The organism is Burkholderia sp. RF4-BP95 (assembly GCF_001521985.1).
GTDB classification, from domain to species: Bacteria; Pseudomonadota; Gammaproteobacteria; order Burkholderiales; family Burkholderiaceae; genus Burkholderia; species Burkholderia diffusa.
In genome coordinates this window covers 63,121-84,529 of record NZ_LOSX01000029.1, presented here as the reverse complement: position 1 = coordinate 84,529, position 21,409 = coordinate 63,121, and the positions used below count along the sequence as shown (strand labels likewise).

The 21,409-nt window shown below is 63.7% G+C and carries 19 protein-coding genes; 2 read left to right on the top strand and 17 right to left on the bottom strand.

Annotated elements, in window-relative coordinates; all coding sequences use genetic code 11:
* Positions 1-2 precede the first annotated feature (2 nt).
* From WS46_RS12780 to rfbB, 9 genes are all read right to left on the bottom strand, one after another.
* A complete protein-coding gene (locus WS46_RS12780) occupies positions 3-3,728 on the bottom strand; it encodes a glycosyltransferase (protein WP_059690744.1) in 3,726 nt (1,241 codons plus the stop codon).
* On the bottom strand, positions 3,728-5,152 hold the full coding sequence (locus WS46_RS12775; RefSeq protein WP_257129981.1) for a methyltransferase domain-containing protein: 1,425 nt from the start codon (positions 5,150-5,152) through the stop codon (positions 3,728-3,730). Before WS46_RS12775 ends, WS46_RS12780 begins: the two co-directional genes overlap by 1 nt.
* Positions 5,119-6,339, bottom strand: coding sequence for an ABC transporter ATP-binding protein (locus WS46_RS12770; RefSeq protein WP_059690743.1), 1,221 nt, complete (start codon positions 6,337-6,339; stop codon positions 5,119-5,121). The genes WS46_RS12775 and WS46_RS12770 overlap by 34 nt, the downstream gene beginning before the upstream one ends.
* Positions 6,339-7,133, bottom strand: a complete 795-nt coding sequence (locus WS46_RS12765; RefSeq protein WP_059690742.1) for an ABC transporter permease — start codon at positions 7,131-7,133, stop codon at positions 6,339-6,341. The genes WS46_RS12770 and WS46_RS12765 overlap by 1 nt, the downstream gene beginning before the upstream one ends.
* Positions 7,133-8,581 (bottom strand): mannose-1-phosphate guanylyltransferase/mannose-6-phosphate isomerase, encoded by a 1,449-nt coding sequence (locus WS46_RS12760; protein WP_059690741.1) that lies wholly within the window; start codon positions 8,579-8,581, stop codon positions 7,133-7,135. The genes WS46_RS12765 and WS46_RS12760 overlap by 1 nt, the downstream gene beginning before the upstream one ends.
* 343 nt (positions 8,582-8,924) lie before the next feature.
* Positions 8,925-9,824 carry a dTDP-4-dehydrorhamnose reductase gene (gene rfbD, locus WS46_RS12755; RefSeq protein ID WP_059690740.1) on the bottom strand — a complete coding sequence of 300 codons (900 nt, stop codon included), beginning with the start codon at positions 9,822-9,824 and terminating at the stop codon, positions 8,925-8,927.
* Positions 9,817-10,368 (bottom strand): dTDP-4-dehydrorhamnose 3,5-epimerase, encoded by a 552-nt coding sequence (gene rfbC, locus WS46_RS12750; RefSeq protein WP_059690739.1) that lies wholly within the window; start codon positions 10,366-10,368, stop codon positions 9,817-9,819. Before rfbC ends, rfbD begins: the two co-directional genes overlap by 8 nt.
* Positions 10,353-11,246, bottom strand: a complete 894-nt coding sequence (rfbA, locus tag WS46_RS12745; protein ID WP_059690738.1) for a glucose-1-phosphate thymidylyltransferase RfbA — start codon at positions 11,244-11,246, stop codon at positions 10,353-10,355. Before rfbA ends, rfbC begins: the two co-directional genes overlap by 16 nt.
* Before the next feature lie 11 nt (positions 11,247-11,257).
* Entirely contained in the window at positions 11,258-12,319 is a 1,062-nt protein-coding gene (rfbB, locus tag WS46_RS12740) for a dTDP-glucose 4,6-dehydratase (protein ID WP_059690737.1), read from the bottom strand.
* Positions 12,320-12,663: 344 nt separating this feature from the next.
* Between rfbB and WS46_RS12735 the strand changes: the two genes are divergently transcribed.
* The gene (locus WS46_RS12735) at positions 12,664-13,503 is read left to right on the top strand and encodes a symmetrical bis(5'-nucleosyl)-tetraphosphatase (RefSeq protein WP_059690736.1); all 840 of its coding nucleotides are present in this window, start codon (positions 12,664-12,666) and stop codon (positions 13,501-13,503) included.
* 33 nt (positions 13,504-13,536) lie between these two features.
* Here the strand turns inward: WS46_RS12735 and WS46_RS12730 are convergent, their stop codons facing one another.
* The 8 genes from WS46_RS12730 to WS46_RS12695 all read right to left on the bottom strand — a co-directional run bounded on the left by WS46_RS12730 (position 13,537) and on the right by WS46_RS12695 (position 20,134).
* The gene (locus WS46_RS12730) at positions 13,537-14,394 is read right to left on the bottom strand and encodes a 1-acyl-sn-glycerol-3-phosphate acyltransferase (protein ID WP_059690735.1); all 858 of its coding nucleotides are present in this window, start codon (positions 14,392-14,394) and stop codon (positions 13,537-13,539) included.
* Between the two features lie 19 nt (positions 14,395-14,413).
* Complete coding sequence (locus WS46_RS12725) at positions 14,414-15,691, bottom strand: dihydroorotase (RefSeq protein WP_059690734.1); 1,278 nt, start codon at positions 15,689-15,691, stop codon at positions 14,414-14,416.
* A 52-nt stretch (positions 15,692-15,743) separates the two neighbouring features.
* A complete protein-coding gene (locus tag WS46_RS12720) occupies positions 15,744-16,775 on the bottom strand; it encodes an aspartate carbamoyltransferase catalytic subunit (RefSeq protein WP_044846292.1) in 1,032 nt (343 codons plus the stop codon).
* Between the two features lie 74 nt (positions 16,776-16,849).
* Positions 16,850-17,365, bottom strand: coding sequence for a bifunctional pyr operon transcriptional regulator/uracil phosphoribosyltransferase PyrR (gene pyrR / locus WS46_RS12715; RefSeq protein WP_059690733.1), 516 nt, complete (start codon positions 17,363-17,365; stop codon positions 16,850-16,852).
* Complete coding sequence (ruvX, locus tag WS46_RS12710; protein WP_059690732.1) at positions 17,352-17,801, bottom strand: Holliday junction resolvase RuvX; 450 nt, start codon at positions 17,799-17,801, stop codon at positions 17,352-17,354. Before ruvX ends, pyrR begins: the two co-directional genes overlap by 14 nt.
* Positions 17,798-18,376: a YqgE/AlgH family protein gene (locus WS46_RS12705; protein ID WP_006751106.1), complete on the bottom strand. Its 579-nt coding sequence runs from the start codon at positions 18,374-18,376 to the stop codon at positions 17,798-17,800. The genes ruvX and WS46_RS12705 overlap by 4 nt, the downstream gene beginning before the upstream one ends.
* 182 nt (positions 18,377-18,558) lie before the next feature.
* Positions 18,559-19,860, bottom strand: a complete 1,302-nt coding sequence (locus WS46_RS12700; protein ID WP_059530404.1) for a hypothetical protein — start codon at positions 19,858-19,860, stop codon at positions 18,559-18,561.
* A gap of 103 nt (positions 19,861-19,963) precedes the next feature.
* Complete coding sequence (locus tag WS46_RS12695; RefSeq protein WP_004186709.1) at positions 19,964-20,134, bottom strand: rubredoxin; 171 nt, start codon at positions 20,132-20,134, stop codon at positions 19,964-19,966.
* A gap of 255 nt (positions 20,135-20,389) precedes the next feature.
* Here WS46_RS12695 and WS46_RS12690 point away from each other — a divergent pair, with 255 nt between their 5' ends.
* A complete protein-coding gene (locus WS46_RS12690; RefSeq protein WP_059690731.1) occupies positions 20,390-21,256 on the top strand; it encodes a hydroxymethylpyrimidine/phosphomethylpyrimidine kinase in 867 nt (288 codons plus the stop codon).
* The last annotated feature ends 153 nt before the right edge of the window (positions 21,257-21,409 follow it).

The window sequence follows — 21,409 nt, the reverse complement described above, 5'->3', positions numbered from 1 at the left end:
CTTTAAGAATACGCTTCGTTACGCGTGAGAATTTTTGCCAAATGATGGGCACTCTGCGCCCAGGTCAGGAAAGGCATGCCACTGGACAAAGGCGCCTGCTGCGCTGCTCGGAGTTCCAACCATGCCTTGATCTCCGCTGCAAGACCGCCCCCTTCCAGTGTCGAAAAATAAAATGCATGCTCACCGGCTACTTCACGAAACACAGGCAGATCACGAGCAATGATTGCCAGTCCGTGCTGCGCGGCTTCAATCAGCGGCAAACCAAAGCCTTCACCATAGGATGCCGCGATCAGGCACGAACTCGCACCGTAGATTTTCTCAAGATAGCCGTCCGAGACGCTTTCCAGCCAGAACAGGTGGCGCCCCTGCTCCGTGTGCGCCCGCAACCTCGCGACCAAATCCTCGACCATCCACCCCTGCCGCCCCACGATCACCAGGTTAATATTCTGATTCTCGCGCCATAGCCGCTCGAATGCATCCAGAACCTGCGCATGGCCCTTGCGCGGCTCGAGCGTACCGACCATCAGAAAGGTCGGGGCACCACGCAGGTGGTGCAACACCTTATCGCCTTCGCGCGGAATCTCAGACGATGTTGCGAAATTCTCGATATCCGCGCCCAGATGGAACCAGTCGATTTCAAACGAGCGCGACCGCTGCGGGGCGTGCGTCTCGAGCCACGTGGATAGATCCGTCGCCACTGCCTTCGAAATACACAATGCGCCGTCATTTTCCGCCACGACGTCCAGCCAGCCCGTAAAACCGTCAGCGGCGCCGGGAACGAAGTACTGCGGAAGCAGCACGCACAACAGGTCGTAGACAACAAACTTGACCTGAACCCCCTGCAACCGCAGCTCTTGATAAAACTCTCGCTGCGCGGGTACGACCTGCGGCTGCAAATCCAGACCGACGAATACGTCGCCCGGGGCATAGTCGATCGACTCGTCCTGCAGCCAGCCATCCTCGAACCCCATCAGCCGCATTGTGAAATCGCGTGCATAGCGATAAGAATCGCTGGTCGTCGCATAAACCGGCTCGACCCGGAAACCGTCTGGTGGAGACTCCAGCCATTCCTTCAACAGGTTGCGTACGACACGCTGGATCCCGCTTCTCGCATCCACTCGGACAAGCTCAGAAATATCGACCAGCAATTGCCGCTTGTTGTTGCGCGGCACAAAATTTCTCGCAACTGTCAGCGCCCACGCGCGCAACTGATTGTCAGCCGCCTGACCGGCCCGACGCGCGATCGCGCGGGAGAGCATGACGGGATTCGCATCAGCGTGAACGTAGAATCGCTCGATGGCATCGCGATACTGTTGTGCGCAAACATCGGGCGCGTGATCTCTCAGAATGAGATCCCGTGCGCGTGCGCCCATCCGTTCCCGACGAGCCGTATCTGAACGCAACATCTCCAACGCATCGACCAGTTCCTCATCGGAGAACTCGTCCGGTAACATCCATACCGCCTCGCGGTTCAGGTCGGCCATGCTTCCATTCGCGTTGACGATCGTCGCCTTGCCAAAATTCATGCAGTCCAGCACCGTTCCCGATGTCTCGCCACGCGACAGCGTCCGCAGTTGAACGCCGACATCGGCCACTGCCAGATACTGACGGAACGTTTGCGCATCGGCCCAGCCGGTGATCCGGACATTCGCCTTCCCTCCCATTTGCCGGATGGTGCGCACGAGTTCCTCGCCGTACTCGGTTGGCTGATTTTCTCCGACAAAGACAAGATGGCAGGCCGAGTCACGCGCGAGCGACGACTTGCCCCATGCATGCAGCAAACGATGATTCAGCTTGGACGGCCCCAGTCCGCCGAATGCACACACGACAAAGTCGCTTGTGCCGAACCCGAGTTCATCACGAGCGTCGCCACTGCTCGACGCGATGGTCGCGTCGCGCATATGAGGAATCACGGCCCAGTCAGTCGTATCCCCACCATACCAGTGCCGCGCCAGTCGCAGCGAATTAGGAGAATGAACGATCAGGCCTAAGCCTTTCTGAATCACGTCCAAACTACATGGGTACTCCCAGATGACATCCGCGATGTCCTCCTTCAGATGGCGCGCCCGCAGACCTACATACCCATGCGCGCCATACAGCGCCCTTGACCAGCCGTCAGGACGATTCCCGTGAATGGCCATGTGCGCGAGAATCCCCGACAAAAAGAAATCGTGGAGCACAATCACGCCCGGCACGGCTTCCAGCAGCGGAAACATGTACTGGTGAAACGACGAATTCCCAAAATGATAGAGCACCCGATCGTAGGAGTCCGCATGCTGGCGCAGCCACGCCGGCGTTTTCACCGCCACGTGCGCGAGCTGCCCGGGCGGCATGCCTCCCATTTCATCAGGATCGACGATGACATCAATATCGTAAAAGCGCGCGAGTTCCGGCAGCAACTCCGCGCTGTAGTCGGCAATCCCCGTGCGGGCCGGAGGCAATGGCGATACGTAAGCCAGCTTGGGACGGCGCGACTGAACATCGAGCTCACTCAGCTCGGCCTGCTTCGCCGCCAGCAGTCGCTCCATTGCGCCCAGGGCGCAACGCCCGCTTTGATCCCATGAAAACTTCCCAGCCTGGCGCTTTCCGTGTTCGATCAGCGCCTGACGGTAGTCATCGTCCGACAAGCCGCGCTGCATATAACGTGCAATCGCTTCATCGGATTTGGGATCAAACAACGCTTCATCCCATCCGATCACTTCCGGGACGCTCGACGTATTCGCGCCGACGACCGGCGCACCGCAGCGCATTGCTTCCAGCACGGGCAAACCGAATCCTTCGTGCCACGAAGGGAATACGAACAAGCGGCACAGGTTGTAAAGCGCCAGCAGGTCCTCGTCCGGCACGAACCCCGTACAAACGACGTCATCCGCGCCCAATCCAACCTGCCGTGCGAGGCGCATCAGCGCGTCACGGCTTGCCTGCTGGATCGAGCAAACAATCGCCAATTGATGTGACTCGCGCAATGAGGGCGACAACAACGCGAACGCGCGAATCATGCCTTCGACGTTCTTCCGATGGTCGATACCGCCCGTGTACAGCACGAAAGGCTTCGATAGCCCGTACTTTTTTCGCAATTCTGCTTCCCGCTCGGACGGGATCTGTTCCGGCTTGAACCACGCGTCGACGTCGGCGGACATGTTGACGGACCACTCGGGCGAGAGACCGAGATGCTGGATACCCTCCAGACGTGACGATTCGGATATCGCCAGCCACAAATCGGCGCGTCGAAGATGTTCGATTTTCTCCAAGTACCAATCCTTGAAAACCGGATTCTCCAGATAGGGCTTGGCATAGATGTACGGAATGAGGTCGTACAGTGTGACCGCGACCGGCACGTTCGTCTGAAGTGCGTGAATGGAGGTAATCGCGTCGTCGCCGAAACCCTCGAAGTGGCTGGCGATATAAATGATGTCCGGTCGGAGGCTGAGCAAAAATGCCTCATAAGTCAGTTCACCTGATTGGCGACGCCACAGGTTCGCCTTGTCGACGTAGGCAGCCGGCCCCGCTGCATGCCAGACGTGGATGTTGCGCGGCGACACGAATACTTCGAACTGCTCACGCAGAATCCGCGCCGAGTCCGCGAACGATCCGTTGAGCGCAAGAACGATTTCATGCTCGCCTCGATTCCGGATCATCGCCTTGACGATCGACTCGGTATAGCGCCCCACTCCGCGGTTTCGCGAGTTGAGGCTCTGCGCCCCTTGCATGTCAACAACGATACGCATTATTCGGCATTCCCATTTTCTTGCGTGAGGGCAGACTTCAATGCCATGAACGCTTCGCGCGCGCGGGGCGTCAAACCATCATCATCTACCGGCTTCCTCTGCACCGGCTGAGCAGGTGCGCCAACGATGACCCGAACGAGCCGGTGCTTAACGCCCGGCATCCTGTTCAGCACTCGAAGGGCCAGTCGTCGAAGCTCCGGATTGCGATTGGCATATGCAACGCCGCGGAACAACGCCCGTCGCATGCCGGATTTGCAGGCGCCCCTCGCTTCACGGGCATGAGTCACAACGCTGCGCATCGGGGCAGTGATACGCCACGACGTGCTGTCATAGACCGCCTGCAATTTCTCGGCCGTATGTTGCGCTTCGTCGTGGACACGCTCCAGTTCACCTAGAACCATTCCCTGTTCACCATGGACTGCCCCGATCGCATTCTGAACTTGACCGAGATCGCCCCGAACCTGCCCCAGTTCGGCGCGCACACGCCCAAGCTCGTCGAGCACTTGCCCGAGTTCGCTCCGGGCACGTCGCAATTCGTCGAGAACCATCCCCAGTTCACCACGGAGCTGCCCAATTTCGCCACGAACCTGTCCGATTTCGTCGTGAGTTATCCGGATCTGCTCGGCCGATCGTTCATGGTCTCGCGCCACCCCCTGCTCAAACCGGGCGGCAAGCTTGGCCAATGCGAGGCCGTAGTCGGCATTGAAGGCTTCATCAAATGGCGCAGCCGCTTCTTCACTGCATGGTTTCTGCGCAACGATCGCATAGTCAGGGCTGACGCCGCCAAGCACATCCAGCAAATGGATCCGTGCATGCTCGTCCTGCAGCGCGGATGCTTCCTGCAACCGAAGCAGTTTGACCCTCGCGAATCCGGCATACTCACCCACGAAACTCAGCAACTCAGGAGGAATCGGCTGCTTGTGGCTCGGATCCAGATAGAAATTGCAGCCTGCGACAACGATATTTTCAGGGTTCGGCGTCTCGAGAATCAGAAGGCCGCCTGGTTTCAATACGCGTAACGCTTCGCTGACGATCCTGCGTACCTGCTCGAAGGACACATGTTCAACAACGTGAAAAGCCGACACGATCACGTGGCTGTCTGAATCAAGGGAGGCCAGATACTCGATCGCGTCGCCCTGGAATACCGGCAAGCCGCGCTCGCGGCACGCTTCCAGCATATCGGCATCGAGATCCACGCCGACCGGGGCAAAACCAGCCTCGGTCATGAGCTCCAGCCACTCGCCACGGCCGCAACCAAGGTCGAAGACCTTCCCGCCCGGGTAGAGCGTCGCGAGCGGCGTGATGAACGGCAGGTATTTCGCCAGTCGACCCTTGATCAGTTCCCTCGAACCACGATGCTGATCTTCAAACGCGCGATAAAAACTGTCCACTACGGCAAGCTCCTCACCGTCGTCGGCAACCATGCCACGCCGACGAAAGTTTCCATCTTCTTGTTGACGACGTTGAATACCAAGGCGCGATCGCGCCACTGATAGTTATTCACGACATGAGCGTCACCGGTATGCAGCGCCACCGCGACCGAATAACTTCCCACGCCGATGTTCGCAGTGAATTCGAAGTGCAACTCGACCGACTGCCCCGCGTCGAGATCCACCAACACCTGCTTCAGATGATAAGTATTCGTTCCGAAAACTGTTTGACCGAGCCGATCCTTGATCATGTATCCGACCACCAACTCGGGGATCGCTTTGACACAGCGGACCTTGACGCGCAGCGCAACCGGTTGCCCGACACCAGCAACCTCGATGGGCTGCCCGGATTCGTCCAGCAGGTCGACTGCATCGATCACCGCTTCGCCTGTTCCGGACACGGTCTGCACAGCGCCGTTCTCCAGCGTTTCCTGCCGAATTCCATGATCCTTGCGATCGGCCAGCATCGCGTTGTAGTAATCCATGACCGCCTCGGGCGGCCCTTCCATTTCGAGCCGCCCTGCATTCAGCAGGATCGCGTGATCGCAGATCGCCTGGATCGCAGCCTTGTCGTGCGCGACGATCAAAAGCGTCGTGCCTTGCCCGCGAAACTCGCGGATACGATCGAAGCTCTTGTGCTGAAAATACGCGTCGCCGACCGACAACGCCTCGTCGACGATCAGCACATCGGGCCGGCGGGCCGTCGCGACGCTGAACGCAAGACGAACCTGCATGCCGCTTGAATACACGCGTACCGGCTGGTCGATATATTCGCCGATTTCGGCGAACGCCTCGATTTCCGGCATCAGCGCCAGCAATTCGTCAACGGAATAACCGAGCAGTTGCCCAGCCATCATCACGTTCTGACGACCGGTGAAGTCGGGATGGAACCCCATCCCGAGCTCCAGCAATGCGGCGACACGACCAGTCATCGTCACGCTGCCGACTGTCGGCTGAGTAGTCCCGACGATCATCTTCAGCAACGTGCTCTTGCCAGCGCCGTTGATACCGATAATGCCGAGCGCCTCGCCGGCGCGCACCGTGAAATTCACATCCTGCAGCACCCAATGCAGCGTGTGATGTTGCTTGCGGCGCGGATCCATCCACTCGACCAGACGGGACCAGCGTGTCGGGTACTGCTTGTAGGCCTTGCCCAGATTGCTAACGGTAATGGTGCCCATCAGAGTTCATCCACCATTTCGCCCGCGTGCCTGCGGAACAGACTGAAACCGAGAAGGCACCAGCCGACGCCCAGTGCCGAGACGAACCAGAGTTTCGACCAGTCGGGCCACTGGCCCTGCATCATCACGACCTGAAATGCCTGGATCAGCGGTGCCATCGGATTGAATTGCATGCCGGCCTGGATCGTCTTGGGCAGGATTTCGATCGAATAGACGATCGGCGTCAGCCAGAACCAGAAATTCAGCACGATGTTGAAGAACTGCCCGACGTCCCGGAAAAACACGTTGAGCACGCCGAGCGTGATCCCGAGACCGATCGCGAATAGCGTCAGCAGCATCAGCAATGGAACGACGGCGAGGAATGCGATGCCGGGAAAGTTCCCTGTCAGCAGCAGGAACGCAACGAACAGCCCGAACACGATTGCGAAGTTGACCAGCGAGTTGGCGACCACGATCACCGGCAGACAGAGCCGCGGAAAACTGAGCTTCTTGATCAGATTCGCGTTTTCGATGAACGAGTTCTGCGCGCGACCGACAACTTCCACAAACATTCCCCACGGCAACATGCCCGCGCACAGGTGAATACTGTATGCGAAGCTGTTGTCGACACCAGGCAACCTCGTATGCATGACGCGCGAGAAAATCACCGTATAGACGACGATCATCGCAAGCGGATTGAGGACGGTCCATGCCGCGCCCAGCAGAGAATTCCGGTACTTCGACTGGAACTCCCGCTTGACGCTTCCCAGGATGAACCCGCGATACGCCCAAAGGGCTCTCAGCATCCCCAACATCAAGCCCGCCCGTACACGTCTTGGAAACGGACGATATCGTCCTCCCCAAGGTACTCGCCGCTCTGCACCTCGATCATCACGAGGTCCAGCACGCCCGGATTCTCGAGGCGGTGTTTGTGGCCGGCAGGAATATAGGTGGACTCGTTGGTCCGAACGAAGATTTCCTGATCGCCGTTGACGACCTTGGCCATTCCGCTCACGACGATCCAGTGCTCGCTGCGGTGGTGGTGCATCTGCAGGCTCAGGCTCCCGCCCGGCTTGACTTCAATGCGCTTGATTTTGAAGCGCGGCCCTTCTTCCAGCACCGTGTAGGTACCCCACGGGCGGCTCACGGTGCGATGAAGCTTGTAGGCGTCGTGATTGCGCTTCTTCAAGCGGGCGACAACCTGCTTCACATCCTGTGCGCGATCGGGATGCGCTACCAGCAGCGCATCCGGTGTGTCGATGATCATCAGGTCAGCCACACCGACCGATGCCACGATACGGTCCTGCGTCTGCACGTACATGTTGCGGCTGTCGACGAAAATCGCATCGCCGACCGCTCGATTGCTGTCTTCGTCCGGCGCGACCAAGTCACGCACAGCACCCCACGAACCGATGTCGCTCCACCCGAAGTTGGAGGGCACCACAGCGACGTTCGACGAACGTTCCATGACCGCGTAGTCGATCGAGATGTCGGGCATCTTCTCGAATGCTTCCGCGGGGATCTCGAGCATCTGCGTCGACGTCTTGTTGGCTTCCTGCAGCGCTGCCCAGCAGGCTTCGGCAGCCGCGGCGACGTCCGGGGCATGACGAGCCATCTCGTCGAGAATGACGCCGGCCTTGAAACAGAACATGCCCGAGTTCCACAGGTAGTTGCCTGCGGCGAGGTACTCAGTCGCCTTCGCCACATCCGGCTTCTCGACGAAGCGCAGCGCCACGCGGCCGGCCCCGACCGGCTCACCTGCCTCGATATAGCCGAAACCGGTATCCGGGCTCGTCGGCACGATGCCGAATGTGACGAGTCGGTCCTGCTTCGCCAACTCGACCGCGCTTGCGACGGTAGCCACGAAACCTTTCTGGTCCTGCACCAGGTGATCGGCAGCCAGTACCAGCATCAATGCGTCGCGCCCGTACTTTTCCGCGACGTGGTGCGCCGCCATCGCCACAGCCGGCGCGGTGTTACGGCCTGCCGGCTCGAGCATGAATACGCCGGGGCGCTGCTCGCCGAACCCGGCGCTCACGAACTCGTCCTTGCTCATGAAGTAATAGTCGCGGTTCGTGACCGTGAGCAACTCTCCGTTCGGCGATTCGTTACCATCCCCGACAACCGCGGCTGCACGACGATAAGTTTTCAGCAACAGACTCTCGCCATCGGCGAGCTTCATGAACGGCTTGGGATGCCCTTCTCGGGAGACGGGCCAAAGTCGCGTACCGGCACCACCGGACAGGATGACGGGGATCAACATCACATTCACTCCACTTTTAATATTCGCTGGCGAAATCAACGCCTTCGCCGCTTGCATCAATACACCAGCCGGCTTGGTTGCCAGCCGGTCATGCCACACCTGACCGGATCAGAATTATATCCGGCGGACTACACTCGTCGAAAACGCCCGGTACCAGGGACCACCTCAGACGGGCCTGCACTGCTTGCATGACAGCCACCCTCGCTCATTCGGGACTCCAACTACCACCTCGCAGTCAGGCGAACGGAGCTGTCAAAAAAATTGTCACGCCCTCACCGAACGACCATCGCCATCATCCAGCGTTTGCCTGCTCTTCAGCCGTTGCGTACCGCGCTCGGTCGCGTCATTCCGCCAGACACAGCTCCAGTGCATCGCGCCAGTCGGGCATCCGCAAACCAAACGTCTCGGTCAACTTGTCGAGTGCCAGTCTCGAGTTCACCGGTCGCCTCGCCGGTGTTGGGTAGTCCGTCGACGCGATCGGCACAACGTTCGGCGCAGATGACTCGAGAGTGCCTGCAAAGATTGCTTCGGCGAAACCGCACCACGACGTCGCGCCTGCCGACGTGAGGTGGTACACACCGGTGCGCTGCCTCAACCAGTCGATGTCAGTCGACACAATGCTCTGCGCAACGATATGCGCCGTCGCCGCAGCGATGGTTTTCGCCCACGTCGGCGCCCCGACCTGGTCCGCGACGACACGCAATTCCGGCCGCTCACGGCCGAGTTTCAGCATCGTCAGCAGGAAGTTCTTGCCGCGCCGCCCATACACCCAACTCGTACGGAGAATCAAATGCGCACAATCCGTTGCCGCGATCGCCTGCTCGCCTTCAAGCTTCGTCGCGCCGTAAGCGTTTACGGGATTCGTCACGTCGGTTTCCGTATACGCGCCCGGCTTCGTGCCATCGAACACGTAGTCGGTCGAATAATGAATCAACGCGCCGCCGGTACGCGCCATCTCCTCGGCGAAGACGCGCGGCACGTCTGCATTCAATCGCCGCGCGGCGTCAACGTCGGTCTCGGCCTTGTCCACCGCCGTATAGGCGGCCGGGTTCACGATCAGCGATGGTTTCACCTCTCGGACAAACGCACGCACACGATCCAGATCGGTCAGGTCCAGCATTGATCTGTCGCACGGAACCACACACCCGAGCCCCTGCAGCGCCCGCAGCAATTCAAATCCGACCTGGCCGTTCACGCCGGTCACGAGGATCGTCGATTCAGGATGCACGCCGCCCTCACGCATAGACTTCGGCCTCGCTCAGACGCTTGCCGGCCGCATCCTTCGGTGCCAGTATCGGTGCCGCATCGATCGGCCACTCGATCCCGATTTCCGGGTCGTCCCAAACGATGCATCGCTCATGCTCGGGGAACCAGTAGTCGGTCGTCTTGTACAGAAACTGCGCGGCATCGGACAGGACGACGAAACCATGCGCAAAGCCGGGAGGAATCCACAGCTGCCGGTGGTTTTCGGCCGACAGCACGAGGCCGACCCATTTGCCGAAATTCGGCGAGTGCTTGCGGATGTCGACCGCAACATCGAACACCTCGCCTTCCACCACGCGCACAAGCTTGCCCTGTGCATGCCGGACCTGATAGTGCATTCCGCGCAGCACGCCCTTCGACGAACGCGAGTGATTGTCCTGCACGAACACAATGCCCGGCTCCACCTGCTCGGCAAACTCGCGCGCATTGAAACTCTCGTAGAAATAACCGCGCGCGTCGCCGAATACCTTCGGTTCGATGACCTTGACTTCGGGTAGCGCCGTTGCCGTTACTTGGATAGCCATGCGACCTGATTCGTGAGAAGGTTCCGGAGGTACTGCCCGTAGGCGTTCTTCGACAGCGGCTGTGCCAGCTTCAGCACCTGCTCCGCGTCGATCCAGTGCCTGCGGTACGCAATCTCTTCTGGGCACGCCACGACCAGGCCCTGCCGCTTCTGGAGCGTCGCGATGAAGCTCGCCGCTTCGATCAGCGAATCGTGGGTACCCGTATCGAGCCATGCATAGCCGCGTCCCATGATCTCGACATTCAGCGCACCATCCGCGAGATATCGCGAATTGATGTCGGTGATTTCCAGTTCGCCTCGCGCCGACGGCTTGATGTCGGCTGCGATGTCGCACACGCGGTTGTCGTAGAAATACAGCCCCGTGACCGCATAGTTCGAACGCGGCTTCACAGGCTTCTCCTCGATCGACAATGCACGGAACGACGCATCGAATTCGACGACGCCATAACGCTCGGGATCGTGCACGTGATAGGCAAACACCGTAGCCCCTGCCTCTGCCGCATATGCGCGCTCGAGTTGCTTCGCGAGATCGTGCCCGTAAAAGATGTTATCGCCGAGGATAAGCGTCGACGGATCGTTGCCGACGAAATCCCGACCGATGATGAACGCCTGCGCAAGACCGTCCGGCGATGGCTGTACCGCATACTCGATGTTCATGCCCCACTGACTGCCGTCGCCGAGCATCGACTCGAAGCGCGGGGTGTCCTGCGGCGTCGAAATGATCAGGACGTCGCGAATCCCCGCGACCATCAGCGTCGATAGCGGGTAATAGATCATCGGCTTGTCATACACGGGCAGGAGCTGCTTCGATACGACGTGCGTGATCGGATACAGACGTGTGCCGGAACCGCCAGCGAGAATGATGCCCTTACGTGCCATCGATCGACTCCTCAAGCGCGTTCTGCGTAGTTGGTTTCAACCCACTTGAGGTATTCGCCCGAGGCCACCTCATCGACCCACACCTGGTTGTCGAGATACCAGCGCACCGTTTTCGCGAGACCGGTTTCGAACGTCTCGGCGGGCTTCCAGCCGAGTTCGCGCTCGAGCTTGCGCGCATCGATCGCATAACGGCGATCGTGGCCGGGACGGTCCGTCACATAGGTGATCTGATCGCGATACGAACCGGTCGCCTTCGGGCGCGCCTGGTCGAGCAAATCGCACAATGTATGCACGACCTCGAGGTTCTTCTTCTCGTTCCACCCGCCGACGTTGTACGTCTCGCCGGGCACGCCGCGCGCGAGCACTTCACGAATCGCGCTGCAGTGGTCGCCGACGTACAACCAGTCGCGCACGTTCTGGCCGTCGCCGTACACGGGCAACGGCTTGCCGGCGAGCGCGTTGGCGATCATCAGCGGAATGAGTTTCTCGGGGAACTGGTACGGGCCGTAGTTGTTCGAGCAGTTTGTGGTGAGCGTGGGCAGGCCGTACGTATGATGATAGGCGCGCACGAGATGATCGGAGCCGGCCTTCGTTGCCGAATACGGGCTGTTCGGTGCATACGGCGTGGTTTCCGAGAACTGCGGATCGGTCGCCGACAACGAGCCGAACACTTCATCCGTCGACACGTGCAGAAAACGAAAGGCCGATTTCTCTGCTTCGCCCAAGCCGCTCCAGTATGTCCGGGCGGCTTCAAGCAGCGTGAACGTGCCGACCACATTTGTCTGAACAAAATCCGCCGGCCCGTGAATCGAGCGATCGACGTGGCTTTCCGCAGCGAAATGCACGACTGCGCGAGGCTCGTGTTGCGCGAACAGCGCATCCAGCGCAGCGCGATCGCAAATGTCGGCGCGTACGAACACGTGTTTCGGGTTCCCGTCCAGCGACTGCAGCGTGCGACGGTTGCCGGCGTAGGTCAACTTGTCGACGTTAAGCACGGCCTCGTCGGATTGACGCAGCCAGTCGAGTACAAAATTGGCACCGATAAAACCCGCGCCACCCGTCACCAGGATCATGAGGCTCCCTCTAGTCATACGCGGCAGGCCTCAAGCACGAGCCGCCATCATTTCGAACAGCGACGGCATCAACATACGCGTCGCTCAAGGCGGGAATTCTAACTTCTCACCGTGACCGTCAAAGTCATGAAATGCTAATTTTGTCGAGGAAGCGGCAATTATAGGAAGCAAGCCTCCGCAAAAGCCATGCTGCTAACAACTTGAAACAGTGATCCGCACTCGGCAGCACGAATGAAATAATGTTTTAAATCAATACGTTAAACTGGCACAATGTTGTGCATATGCGCGCTTCCGCCGTCGTGCCTTTTTCCATTCGGTATCAAAACCTGTAACAACTGCCTCTCATGCCGCCTACCCCCATCGCCATCGGCGACATCCAAGGCTGTCATTCAGCTTTCCAGTCGCTCTCCGAAAAGCTTTCAGCCCCCGCCGACACCCCGCTCTGGATCGCCGGCGACGTCGTCAACCGCGGCCCGAGCTCCCTCGCCGCATTGCGCGCGGTCGTCGACCTCGGCCCGCGCGCGACCGTCGTGCTCGGCAACCACGACCTCCATCTGCTCGCGGTGTCAGCCGGCATCCGCACCGAACGCCCGGGCGACACGATTGGCGAAATCCTCGACGCGCCCGACGCCGACGCACTGCTCGACTGGGTGCGCCACCGTCCGTTCGCTCATTTCGAAAACGACATGCTGCTCGTCCACGCAGGCGTGTTGCCGCAATGGGACGCCACGCTCGCACTGGAACTCGCGGACGAGCTGCAACGCGCGCTGAGCGCGCCCGATTGGCGCGACACCCTGCAAGGCCTGTACGGCAACGAGCCGAACCAATGGAGTCCGAACCTTAAAAAACGCGACCGGATGCGCGTCGCATTCAACGCGTTCACGCGCCTGCGGTTCTGCACGCCCGACGGCGCGATGGAGTTCAAGGCGAACGGCGGCCCGGACACCGCCCCGCCCGGCTACCTGCCGTGGTTCGACGTACCGGCCCGCCGCACGGAAAACGTGACGGTCGTGTTCGGCCACTGGGCCGCGCTCGGCCTGATGCTGCGCGACAACGTCGTCGCGCTCGATTCGGGGTGCGTATGGGGAAATCAATTGTCGGCCGTACGACTGACGGCCGACCCGGCGCAGCGCACGGTCACGCAGGTGCAGTGCGAAGCGTGCCGCACGCCGGGCGGCGAGTAGCCCGCACGCGAGACGCGCGGGCGGAATGAAGCATCAACCCTCGCGCCCCGGCACCGGCTCCTCGGCAGCCGCATCGCCTGCCGCACCGCCGCCGACTTCGATTGCCGGATACGCGTGCCGCTCGAGCTCGGCCAGCGACTCGGGCGACGGCTTGCCGACCTTCGCCTGCATCGCTTCGAGCGCAGCCGCGATCGCGTCGCGCGCCGCCGCCGAAGTCGTGCGGCGGTCACCGCCCGGTGCGATCGGCTCGCACACGTACAGGTGCGCAACCAGCGGGCCGCCGCGCAACACCATGTCGAGCGACGTCCCGAGCGACAGTTCGCCCGTGTAGGCCGGCGCGACCGACTGCCGCCGCTGCGCGTCCTCGTACATCAGGCAGATCGGCTGCACCGAGCAGCCGGCCGATACCGACGCCTGGAACAGGTTCGCATGGAACGGCAGCAGCGACTGCCCGTCCGACGTCGTGCCTTCCGGAAACACGCACATCAGCCCGCCGTTGCGCAGGCGCTCGGCCATCTCGTGCATGATCCGCATCGCCTCGGTACGCTTCTCGCGCTGCAGGAACACGGTGTCGAGCTTCTCGGCGAGCCAGCCGACGACCGGCCACTGCCGCACCTCGGCCTTCGACACGAACGGCGTCGGCCGCCACGCGTTGATCGCGTAGATGTCGAGCCACGACACGTGATTGCCGACCACGAGCGCGCTCGCGTCGAGCCGCGCGCCGTCGTTGTGGACGACGAGGCGCATCCCGCAGATCCGCAGCATCTTGAGCGACCAGCGGCGCGTCATCTCGGCGCGACGCGCGGGCGTGACATGCGAAAAGCGCAGCGCGACGATCGCCATGCCGCGCAACAGGTGAAAGACGAGACGCAGCTTGCGAAGAGCGGTCATGGCGAGGATCCGGCGTGGTTCAGTGGCGCTCGAACGCGACCTGCCCCGCCACGAGCGTCGTGCGCACGCAGGCCGGCAGTTCGTAGCCGAGGAACGGCGAGTTGTGACCCTGACTCTTCAGCGCGCGGGGCTCGACGCGCCAGTGCGCGCGCGGGTCGAACACGCACAGGTCGGCCGCACTGCCTTCGGCCAGACGGCCTGCCGGCAACTGCAGCACGTCGGCCGGCGCCGCCGTGATGCGACGCAGCGCCTGCGCGAGCGGCGTGTTCGTTTCATCGGCCCACTTCACCGTGAGCGACAGCAGCAGTTCGAGCCCCGTCGCGCCCGGCGTCGCTTCGGCGAACGGCAGCAGCTTCTCGTCGTCGTCGACCGGCGTGTGATCGGAACAGATCGCGTCGATCGTACCGTCGGCGAGCGCCGCGCGGATCGCTTCGCGATCGCGCTCGCCGCGCAGCGGCGGGTCGAGCCGGAATTGCGAATCGAAGTAGCCGATGTCGACGTCGATCAGGTGCAGGTGGTTCACGCCGACGTCGCACGTCACGGGCAGCCCCTCGGCCTTCGCCGCACGCACGAGCGCGAGGCCGGCCGCCGACGACAGGCGCGCGAGGTGCACGCGCGCGCCCGTCACGCGCATCAGTTCGAAGATCGTGTGCAGCGCGATCGTCTCGGCCGCGACCGGCACGCCGGACAGCCCGAGCCGCGACGCGAGCGCGCCGCTCGCGGCGACACCGCCACGGCCGATGAACGCGTCGAGCGGACGCAGCCACGTCGTGTAGCCGTAGGTGCTCGCGTACTGCAGCGCACGCAGCAGCACCTGCGTGTCGCGCACCGGCACGTTCGCGTGCGTGAAGCCGACGCAGCCCGACTCGGTCAGCGCGACCATCTCGGTGATCACTTCGCCCTTGAGGCCGACGGTGAGCGCGCCGAGCGGATGGACGTTCGCCTGGTGGAGGTTGCGGGCGCGGAACTTGAGCATCTCGACGAGGCCCGGCTCGTCGAGCACAGGGTCGGTGTCCGGCGGGCATACGAGGGTCGTGACGCCGCCGGCCACGGCCGCGGCCATCTCGGACGCGAGCGTCGCCTTGTGCTCGTAGCCCGGCTCGCGCAGCCGCGCGCACAGGTCGACGAGACCGGGGGCGACGATCAGGCCCGTCGCGTCGATCGTCTTCTCCGCGTTGAAACCGGCCGGCGCCGTGCCGAGCGCGGCGATCTTGCCGTCCGCGACGAATACGTCGGCCTGCCGTTCGGTGCCGGCGACCGGGTCGATCAGCGTGCCGCCTTGGATATGAATCTTCATGCGCTGTCTGTGAATGCGTTGATTGCGTGAATAAGGATGCGCGAAGGCGGGCTCAGTCGCTGTTGCCGGCGACGATGCCCATCACCGCCATCCGCACGGCGATGCCGAACGTGACCTGGTTGAGGATCACCGACTGCGGACCGTCGGCGACCTGCGAGTCGATCTCGACGCCGCGGTTCATCGGGCCCGGGTGCATCACGATCGCGTCGGGCGCGGCGAGCGCGAGGCGCTCGGGCGTCAGGCCCCAGGTCTTGAAGTATTCCTGTGCGGACGGCAGCAGCGCGCCGCTCATCCGCTCGTTCTGCAGGCGCAGCATGATGATCACGTCGACGCCCTTCAGCCCTTCGTCGAGGTTGTGGAACACCTTCACGCCCATCTGCTCGAGGCCACCCGGCAGCAGCGTGCGCGGGCCGATCGCGCGCACCTCCGGCACGCCGAGCGTGGTGAGCGCGTGGATGTCCGAGCGCGCGACGCGCGAATGCAGGATGTCACCGACGATCGCCACGCGCAGCTTCGTGAAGTCGCGCTTGTAGTGACGGATCGTGTACATGTCGAGCAGGCCCTGCGTCGGGTGCGCATGCCGGCCGTCGCCGGCGTTGATCACGTGCACGTGCGGCGCGCAGTGCTCGGCGATCAGGTACGGCGCGCCGCTCGACGCGTGGCGCACGACGAACAGGTCGGCATGCATCGCCGACAGGTTGTTGATCGTGTCGAGCAGCGACTCGCCCTTGCTCGTCGACGACGCGTTGATGTTCAGGTTCAGCACGTCGGCCGACAGGCGCGTCGCGGCGATCTCGAAGGTCGTGCGCGTGCGCGTCGAGTTCTCGAAGAACAGGTTGAACACCGACTTGCCGCGCAGGAGCGGCACCTTCTTCACCTCGCGGTCCGTCACGCTGACGAACTGCTCGGCCGTATCGAGAATGTGATTGACGATCGAGCGCGGCAGCCCCTCGATCGACAGCAGGTGTTTCAGCTCGCCGTTTTTCGTGAGCTGCGGATTGCCCTTCAGGAAACCGTAGCGGAACCGCTCGGGGCTCGCGGCCGCAGCGGGATTGCCGGTGCGGCCAGTGGTGTCGGTGGTCATGGTGTGCGTGATTCCAACTATGCAAACGGGCCGCGGCACGAACCGACGGCCCGGGATTCGGTTTCGCGGTTCGGTCAGGCGCCGTGCGCCTCGATGCGCAGCGTCAGCTGCGCGGCCTCGTCGCGCGCGAGCACGAGCGTCGCATCGGCCGGCACGTCGAGCGTGCCGCCCGCGAAGCGCGCGGCGACCGGCAGCTCGCGGCCGCCGCGATCGGCGAGCACCGCGAGCTCGACCGCGGCCGGACGGCCGTAGTCGAACAGTTCGTTGAGCGCGGCGCGCACGGTGCGGCCGGTGTACAGCACGTCGTCGACGAGTACGATGCGCGCGCCGTCGACATCGAACGGCAGCGACGTCGGGCTCGCCTGGCTGTGCAGCCCCTTCTTCGCGTAGTCGTCGCGATGCAGCGCGACGTTCACGACGCCGAACCCCGGCGCGCCGAGATCGCGCGCGAGGCGCTCGGCGAGCCAGGCGCCGCCGCTGTGAATGCCGGCGAGCCGCGGGCCGCCCGGCTCGGCGAAGGCCGTGCCGTATGCGTCGCGGATCTGGTCGAGCAGGACGCGGTAGAGCGCGTCGGCGTCAATGGTGCTCATGGTCGGACAATTGATCGAGATACTGTTGAAGGATCACGCGCGCGGCCTCGGCGTCGAGCATCTCGGCACGTGCGCGCCCGCGCACGTTGCGCTCGCGCAGCCCGGCCTCGGCCTCGACCGACGAATAGCGTTCGTCGACCCACGTGACGGGCAGCCCGAAGCGGCCGTTCAGCTGGTTGCCGAAGCGCTTCGCCTGCTGCGTCATCTCGTGCGGCGTGCCGTCCGGATGCATCGGCAGGCCGACGACGAGCGCGTCCGGCCGCCACTCGGCCAGCAGTTCGCCGACCGCCTTGAAGCGGTGCTCGCGGTTCAGGTTGGGGATCACGACGAGGGCGCGGGCCGAGCGCGTCAGCCCATTGCCGATCGCGACGCCGATCCGCTTCTCGCCATAGTCGAACGCCAGGAGCGTCGCATCGCGCGCGCTCGCGCCACTCATGCGTGCCCTGCTTCGCCGGACAGCATCGACGAGCTGACGCCGAGCAGGCCAAGCGCGGCTTCGAAGCGCTCCTCGGCCGGCGTGTCGAACACGATGCGGGGATCGGCGGCCACGGTCAGCCAGCCGTTGCGGGAAATTTCTTCCTCGAGCTGACCGGCGCCCCAGCCTGCATGGCCGAGCGTCAGCAGGAAGCGTTTCGGGCCGGTGCCCGTCGCGACCGCCTCGAGCACATCCTTCGACGTCGTCATCTCGAGCCCGCCCTCGACCGACATGGACGAGTTGTAGTTCGCGCCCTCGACCGGCTCGTGCAGCACGAAGCCGCGCTCGGTCTGGACCGGGCCGCCGAAGTACACGGGGATGTGCAGCAGCGGCTCGATGTCGAGCTTCAGGTCGATGCGGTTGAACAGCGATTCGAGGTCGATGTCGGTGGGACGATTGATGACGAGGCCGAGCGCGCCGCGCTCGCTGTGATCGCAAAGATAGACCACCGTTCCCGAAAACGTCGGATCCGCCATGTTCGGCATGGCGATCAGGAACTGGTTGGTGAGATTGATGCGATCGGAAGGCTTTGACATGGTTTGAATTTTAGCAAAGACGCCGCGACCTGACCGGGCCGCGATCAACAAGCAACGCCGCGCGACGCTGGCAACGACGCGCGCGGATCACACGGCACTCTAACACGCGCGCGGGTGCTGTCGGCAGCGTGTTGCCGGCCCGTGCGACAAGGGCTGCCGCCACGGTCGCGCCCCGTTGCGCATCAGGTCCGGCCGAGCGCCGCGCCGAGCGCCCCGGACGCGGCGGTCAGGTCCGGCGGCGCCACCCCCGCGGCGATCTTCAGCAGCGCGGCGCGCAGCATGTCGGACGCGCGGGCGTGTGCGTCGAGCCCGCCTTCGGCGAGCGGCATGCCGTGCGCGGCACGGCGCCATGCCAGCCCGAGCGTGTCGGCCAGCAGCGCCGCATGACCGAGCCCGAGCGCGCATGCGGCCGTACCGACCCGATAGGCGGCCGCGGATGCGCGCCATGCGGCCCCCGCATCGGCCGCGGCCGGATCGACGGCCAGATCGGCCATCGATGCGTCGGCCGTCTGCAGGAAATCCTCATACGCATGGGCGTTGACGGTCACGACGCCGAGCATGCGGGTGGGCGCCGCCGCGACCGCATCACGCTCGGCGCGCGCGGCGTCGGCCTCCCACAGCGCCTCGGACGCGGGCGTGCCGGCGACGTGCCAGTCCACCGTCAGCCCATAGTCGTGCAGCACGTCGACGAGCGCGACGTCTTCCGCGGCTGCGCCGAACAGCGCGAAATCGCGCCACAGCAGCGCAACCGTTTCGCGCACGAGCGCCGGCGGCGCACTGCGCCTGCCCTGCGCGTGCTCGCCGAGCAGCAGGTTGGTGCGTGCGAGGAAACGCTTCAGTTCGGGCGCGGCGCTGGCGCGCAGCGCGCGCAGGCACGCGGCGGCGAGCCGCCAGAAATCGTACGGCGCGCCGTCGGCCAGCGCGGTCAGGATCGTGTCGAGTTCGTCGAGCGCCGCGTCCGGCGTGCCGTGCGGCGCGCGCAGCACGCCGAGCAGCGCCTGCTCGTATCGGGCCCGCGCCCGGCTCGCGAATGCGTCGGGCAGCGCGCGCAGCGTCGCCGGCGGTGTCGCGCGCCCGACGAGCGCCAGCACGTCGAGCGGCACGCTCGCGTGCAGGTCGGCCGCGCTTTGCGCACGCAGCGCCCGGAAATGTTCGAACAGGATGGGTGAGCAGGCCAGCTCGCGCAGATTGTGGCGCTCGACCGCCGCGCGGAAATCGCTCAGCGCGAGACGCCAGGCGGCGGAAGCCGGTTCGGCGGCGACCAGCGGCACCGCCGCGGCCAGTTGCCCGGCGAAACGGGCGGCCGGCAGCCAGCCGGCCTCCGCCAGCACGGCCGCGGCGGCCGACAGCGGCGCGGCCGCGTCGTCCCGCTGCTCGAATGCATCGGCGGCCGCCGCGAGCCACGCGTCGGCCGCGCGCACGGCCCCGCCGCGCGGGTTGGGCAGTGCGTCAGGGTGGGAAACGTTCGCCGGATCGGACGTCATGGACACGCGCGCCTGTCATCGTCAAGTCGCTCGCGTCGGCCGCGGCGCGCGAGCGCCGGGCAACCGCGAGGCCGAAGCGGTGTGTCCGTGGGCCAAGGTCCGGTCAGATCTGGACCATCTCGAAGTCTTCCTTGCGAGCGCCGCATTCGGGGCACGTCCAGTTGATCGGGACGTCTTCCCAGCGCGTGCCCGGGGCGATGCCCTCTTCGGGCAGCCCGGCTTCTTCGTCATAAATCCAGCCACAAATCAGGCACATCCAACTCTTGTATTCCATCTTAAGCCGCGTCGGGGAAAAGTCGGTAAATTCGGGAGCCATGATGGTACCGTGTCGGGGCCGGACTGCCTAGCAATCGCACTGGAGTCCGACGACTACGTTGCGCTGCGCTAAAAATTCCGTCGTGCGGGCCGGATTCCGCCGCATAATGGCTGAAAAGTGCGGCCTGCCGGGCAACACGGGGCCCAAACGCCCGATTCGCCTCGCCGTCCGCAGATCTGTCGCTTCCCCGTTTTTTTCTTGCCCCATTTTTACATGTCCAGCAACGCCCCTCCGATCGTCCTCACCTTCGGCCTGTCCGATCCCACCGGCGGCTCCGGCCTCCAAGCCGATCTGATGACCCTGGCGAGCATGGGCTGTCACGGCGTGTCCGTCCTGACGGGCTATACCGTGCGCGACTCCGCCGCCTGCGACGAAGTGACCGGTCTCGATCCCGATGTCGTCGCCGCCCAGGCGCGCATGCTCCTCGAGGACATGCCGGTCGCCGCGTTCAAGATCGGCGCCGCGACGCGCGCGGAAGTCGTGAGCGCGATCGCGGAAGTGGTCGCCGACTACGACGGCGTGCCGCTCGTGCTCGCACCGGACTTCACGCTCGACGACGAGCACGTGCTCGCCGCCGACGACCTGCGCGAATCGATCGCCGACCTGCTCGCGCCGCAGACGACGCTGCTGGTCGCCGACCACGCGACGCTGATCGCGCTCGCGCAGCCGGACGGCGATGCCGAGGCGCCGAATCTCGACGCGGCCGTGTCGCACCTGCTGTCACAGGGCTGCGAGTACATCCTGTCGTCGGAAACGGGCTCGCACCGGCTCGTCAACACGCTGTACGGCGAGGAAGGCCAGCTTCGCGAAGACATGTGGGATCGCTCGCCGCACCGGCTGATGGGCATCACCGACACGCTCGGCGCGGCGATCGCGGCACTGCTCGCGAACGGCCAGGAGCCGCCCGAAGCGGTGCGCGAGGCGCAGGAATACCTGTACCAGGCCGTCCGCGACGCGTTCCGGCCCGGCATGGGCGCGTACCTGCCCGACCGGTTCTTCTGGGCGCGCAGCAACGACGAGGAAGGCGGGCGCCCGGTGACGGAAAGCAGCAAAAACTCGCCGCGAATCGCCCGGCATTGACGCCCGCGCGGCGGCCGCGTGCTCGCGTAAGCGAGGCTGAGGTCACACGCAGTCGCGCACGTGACAGTCATTCACAATGCTGGTAATCGCGCCCCGCACCCTGATATCGCTCGTTGCCGTCCGGCGCAAGCGGCACTCGTCATCTCAACCCGC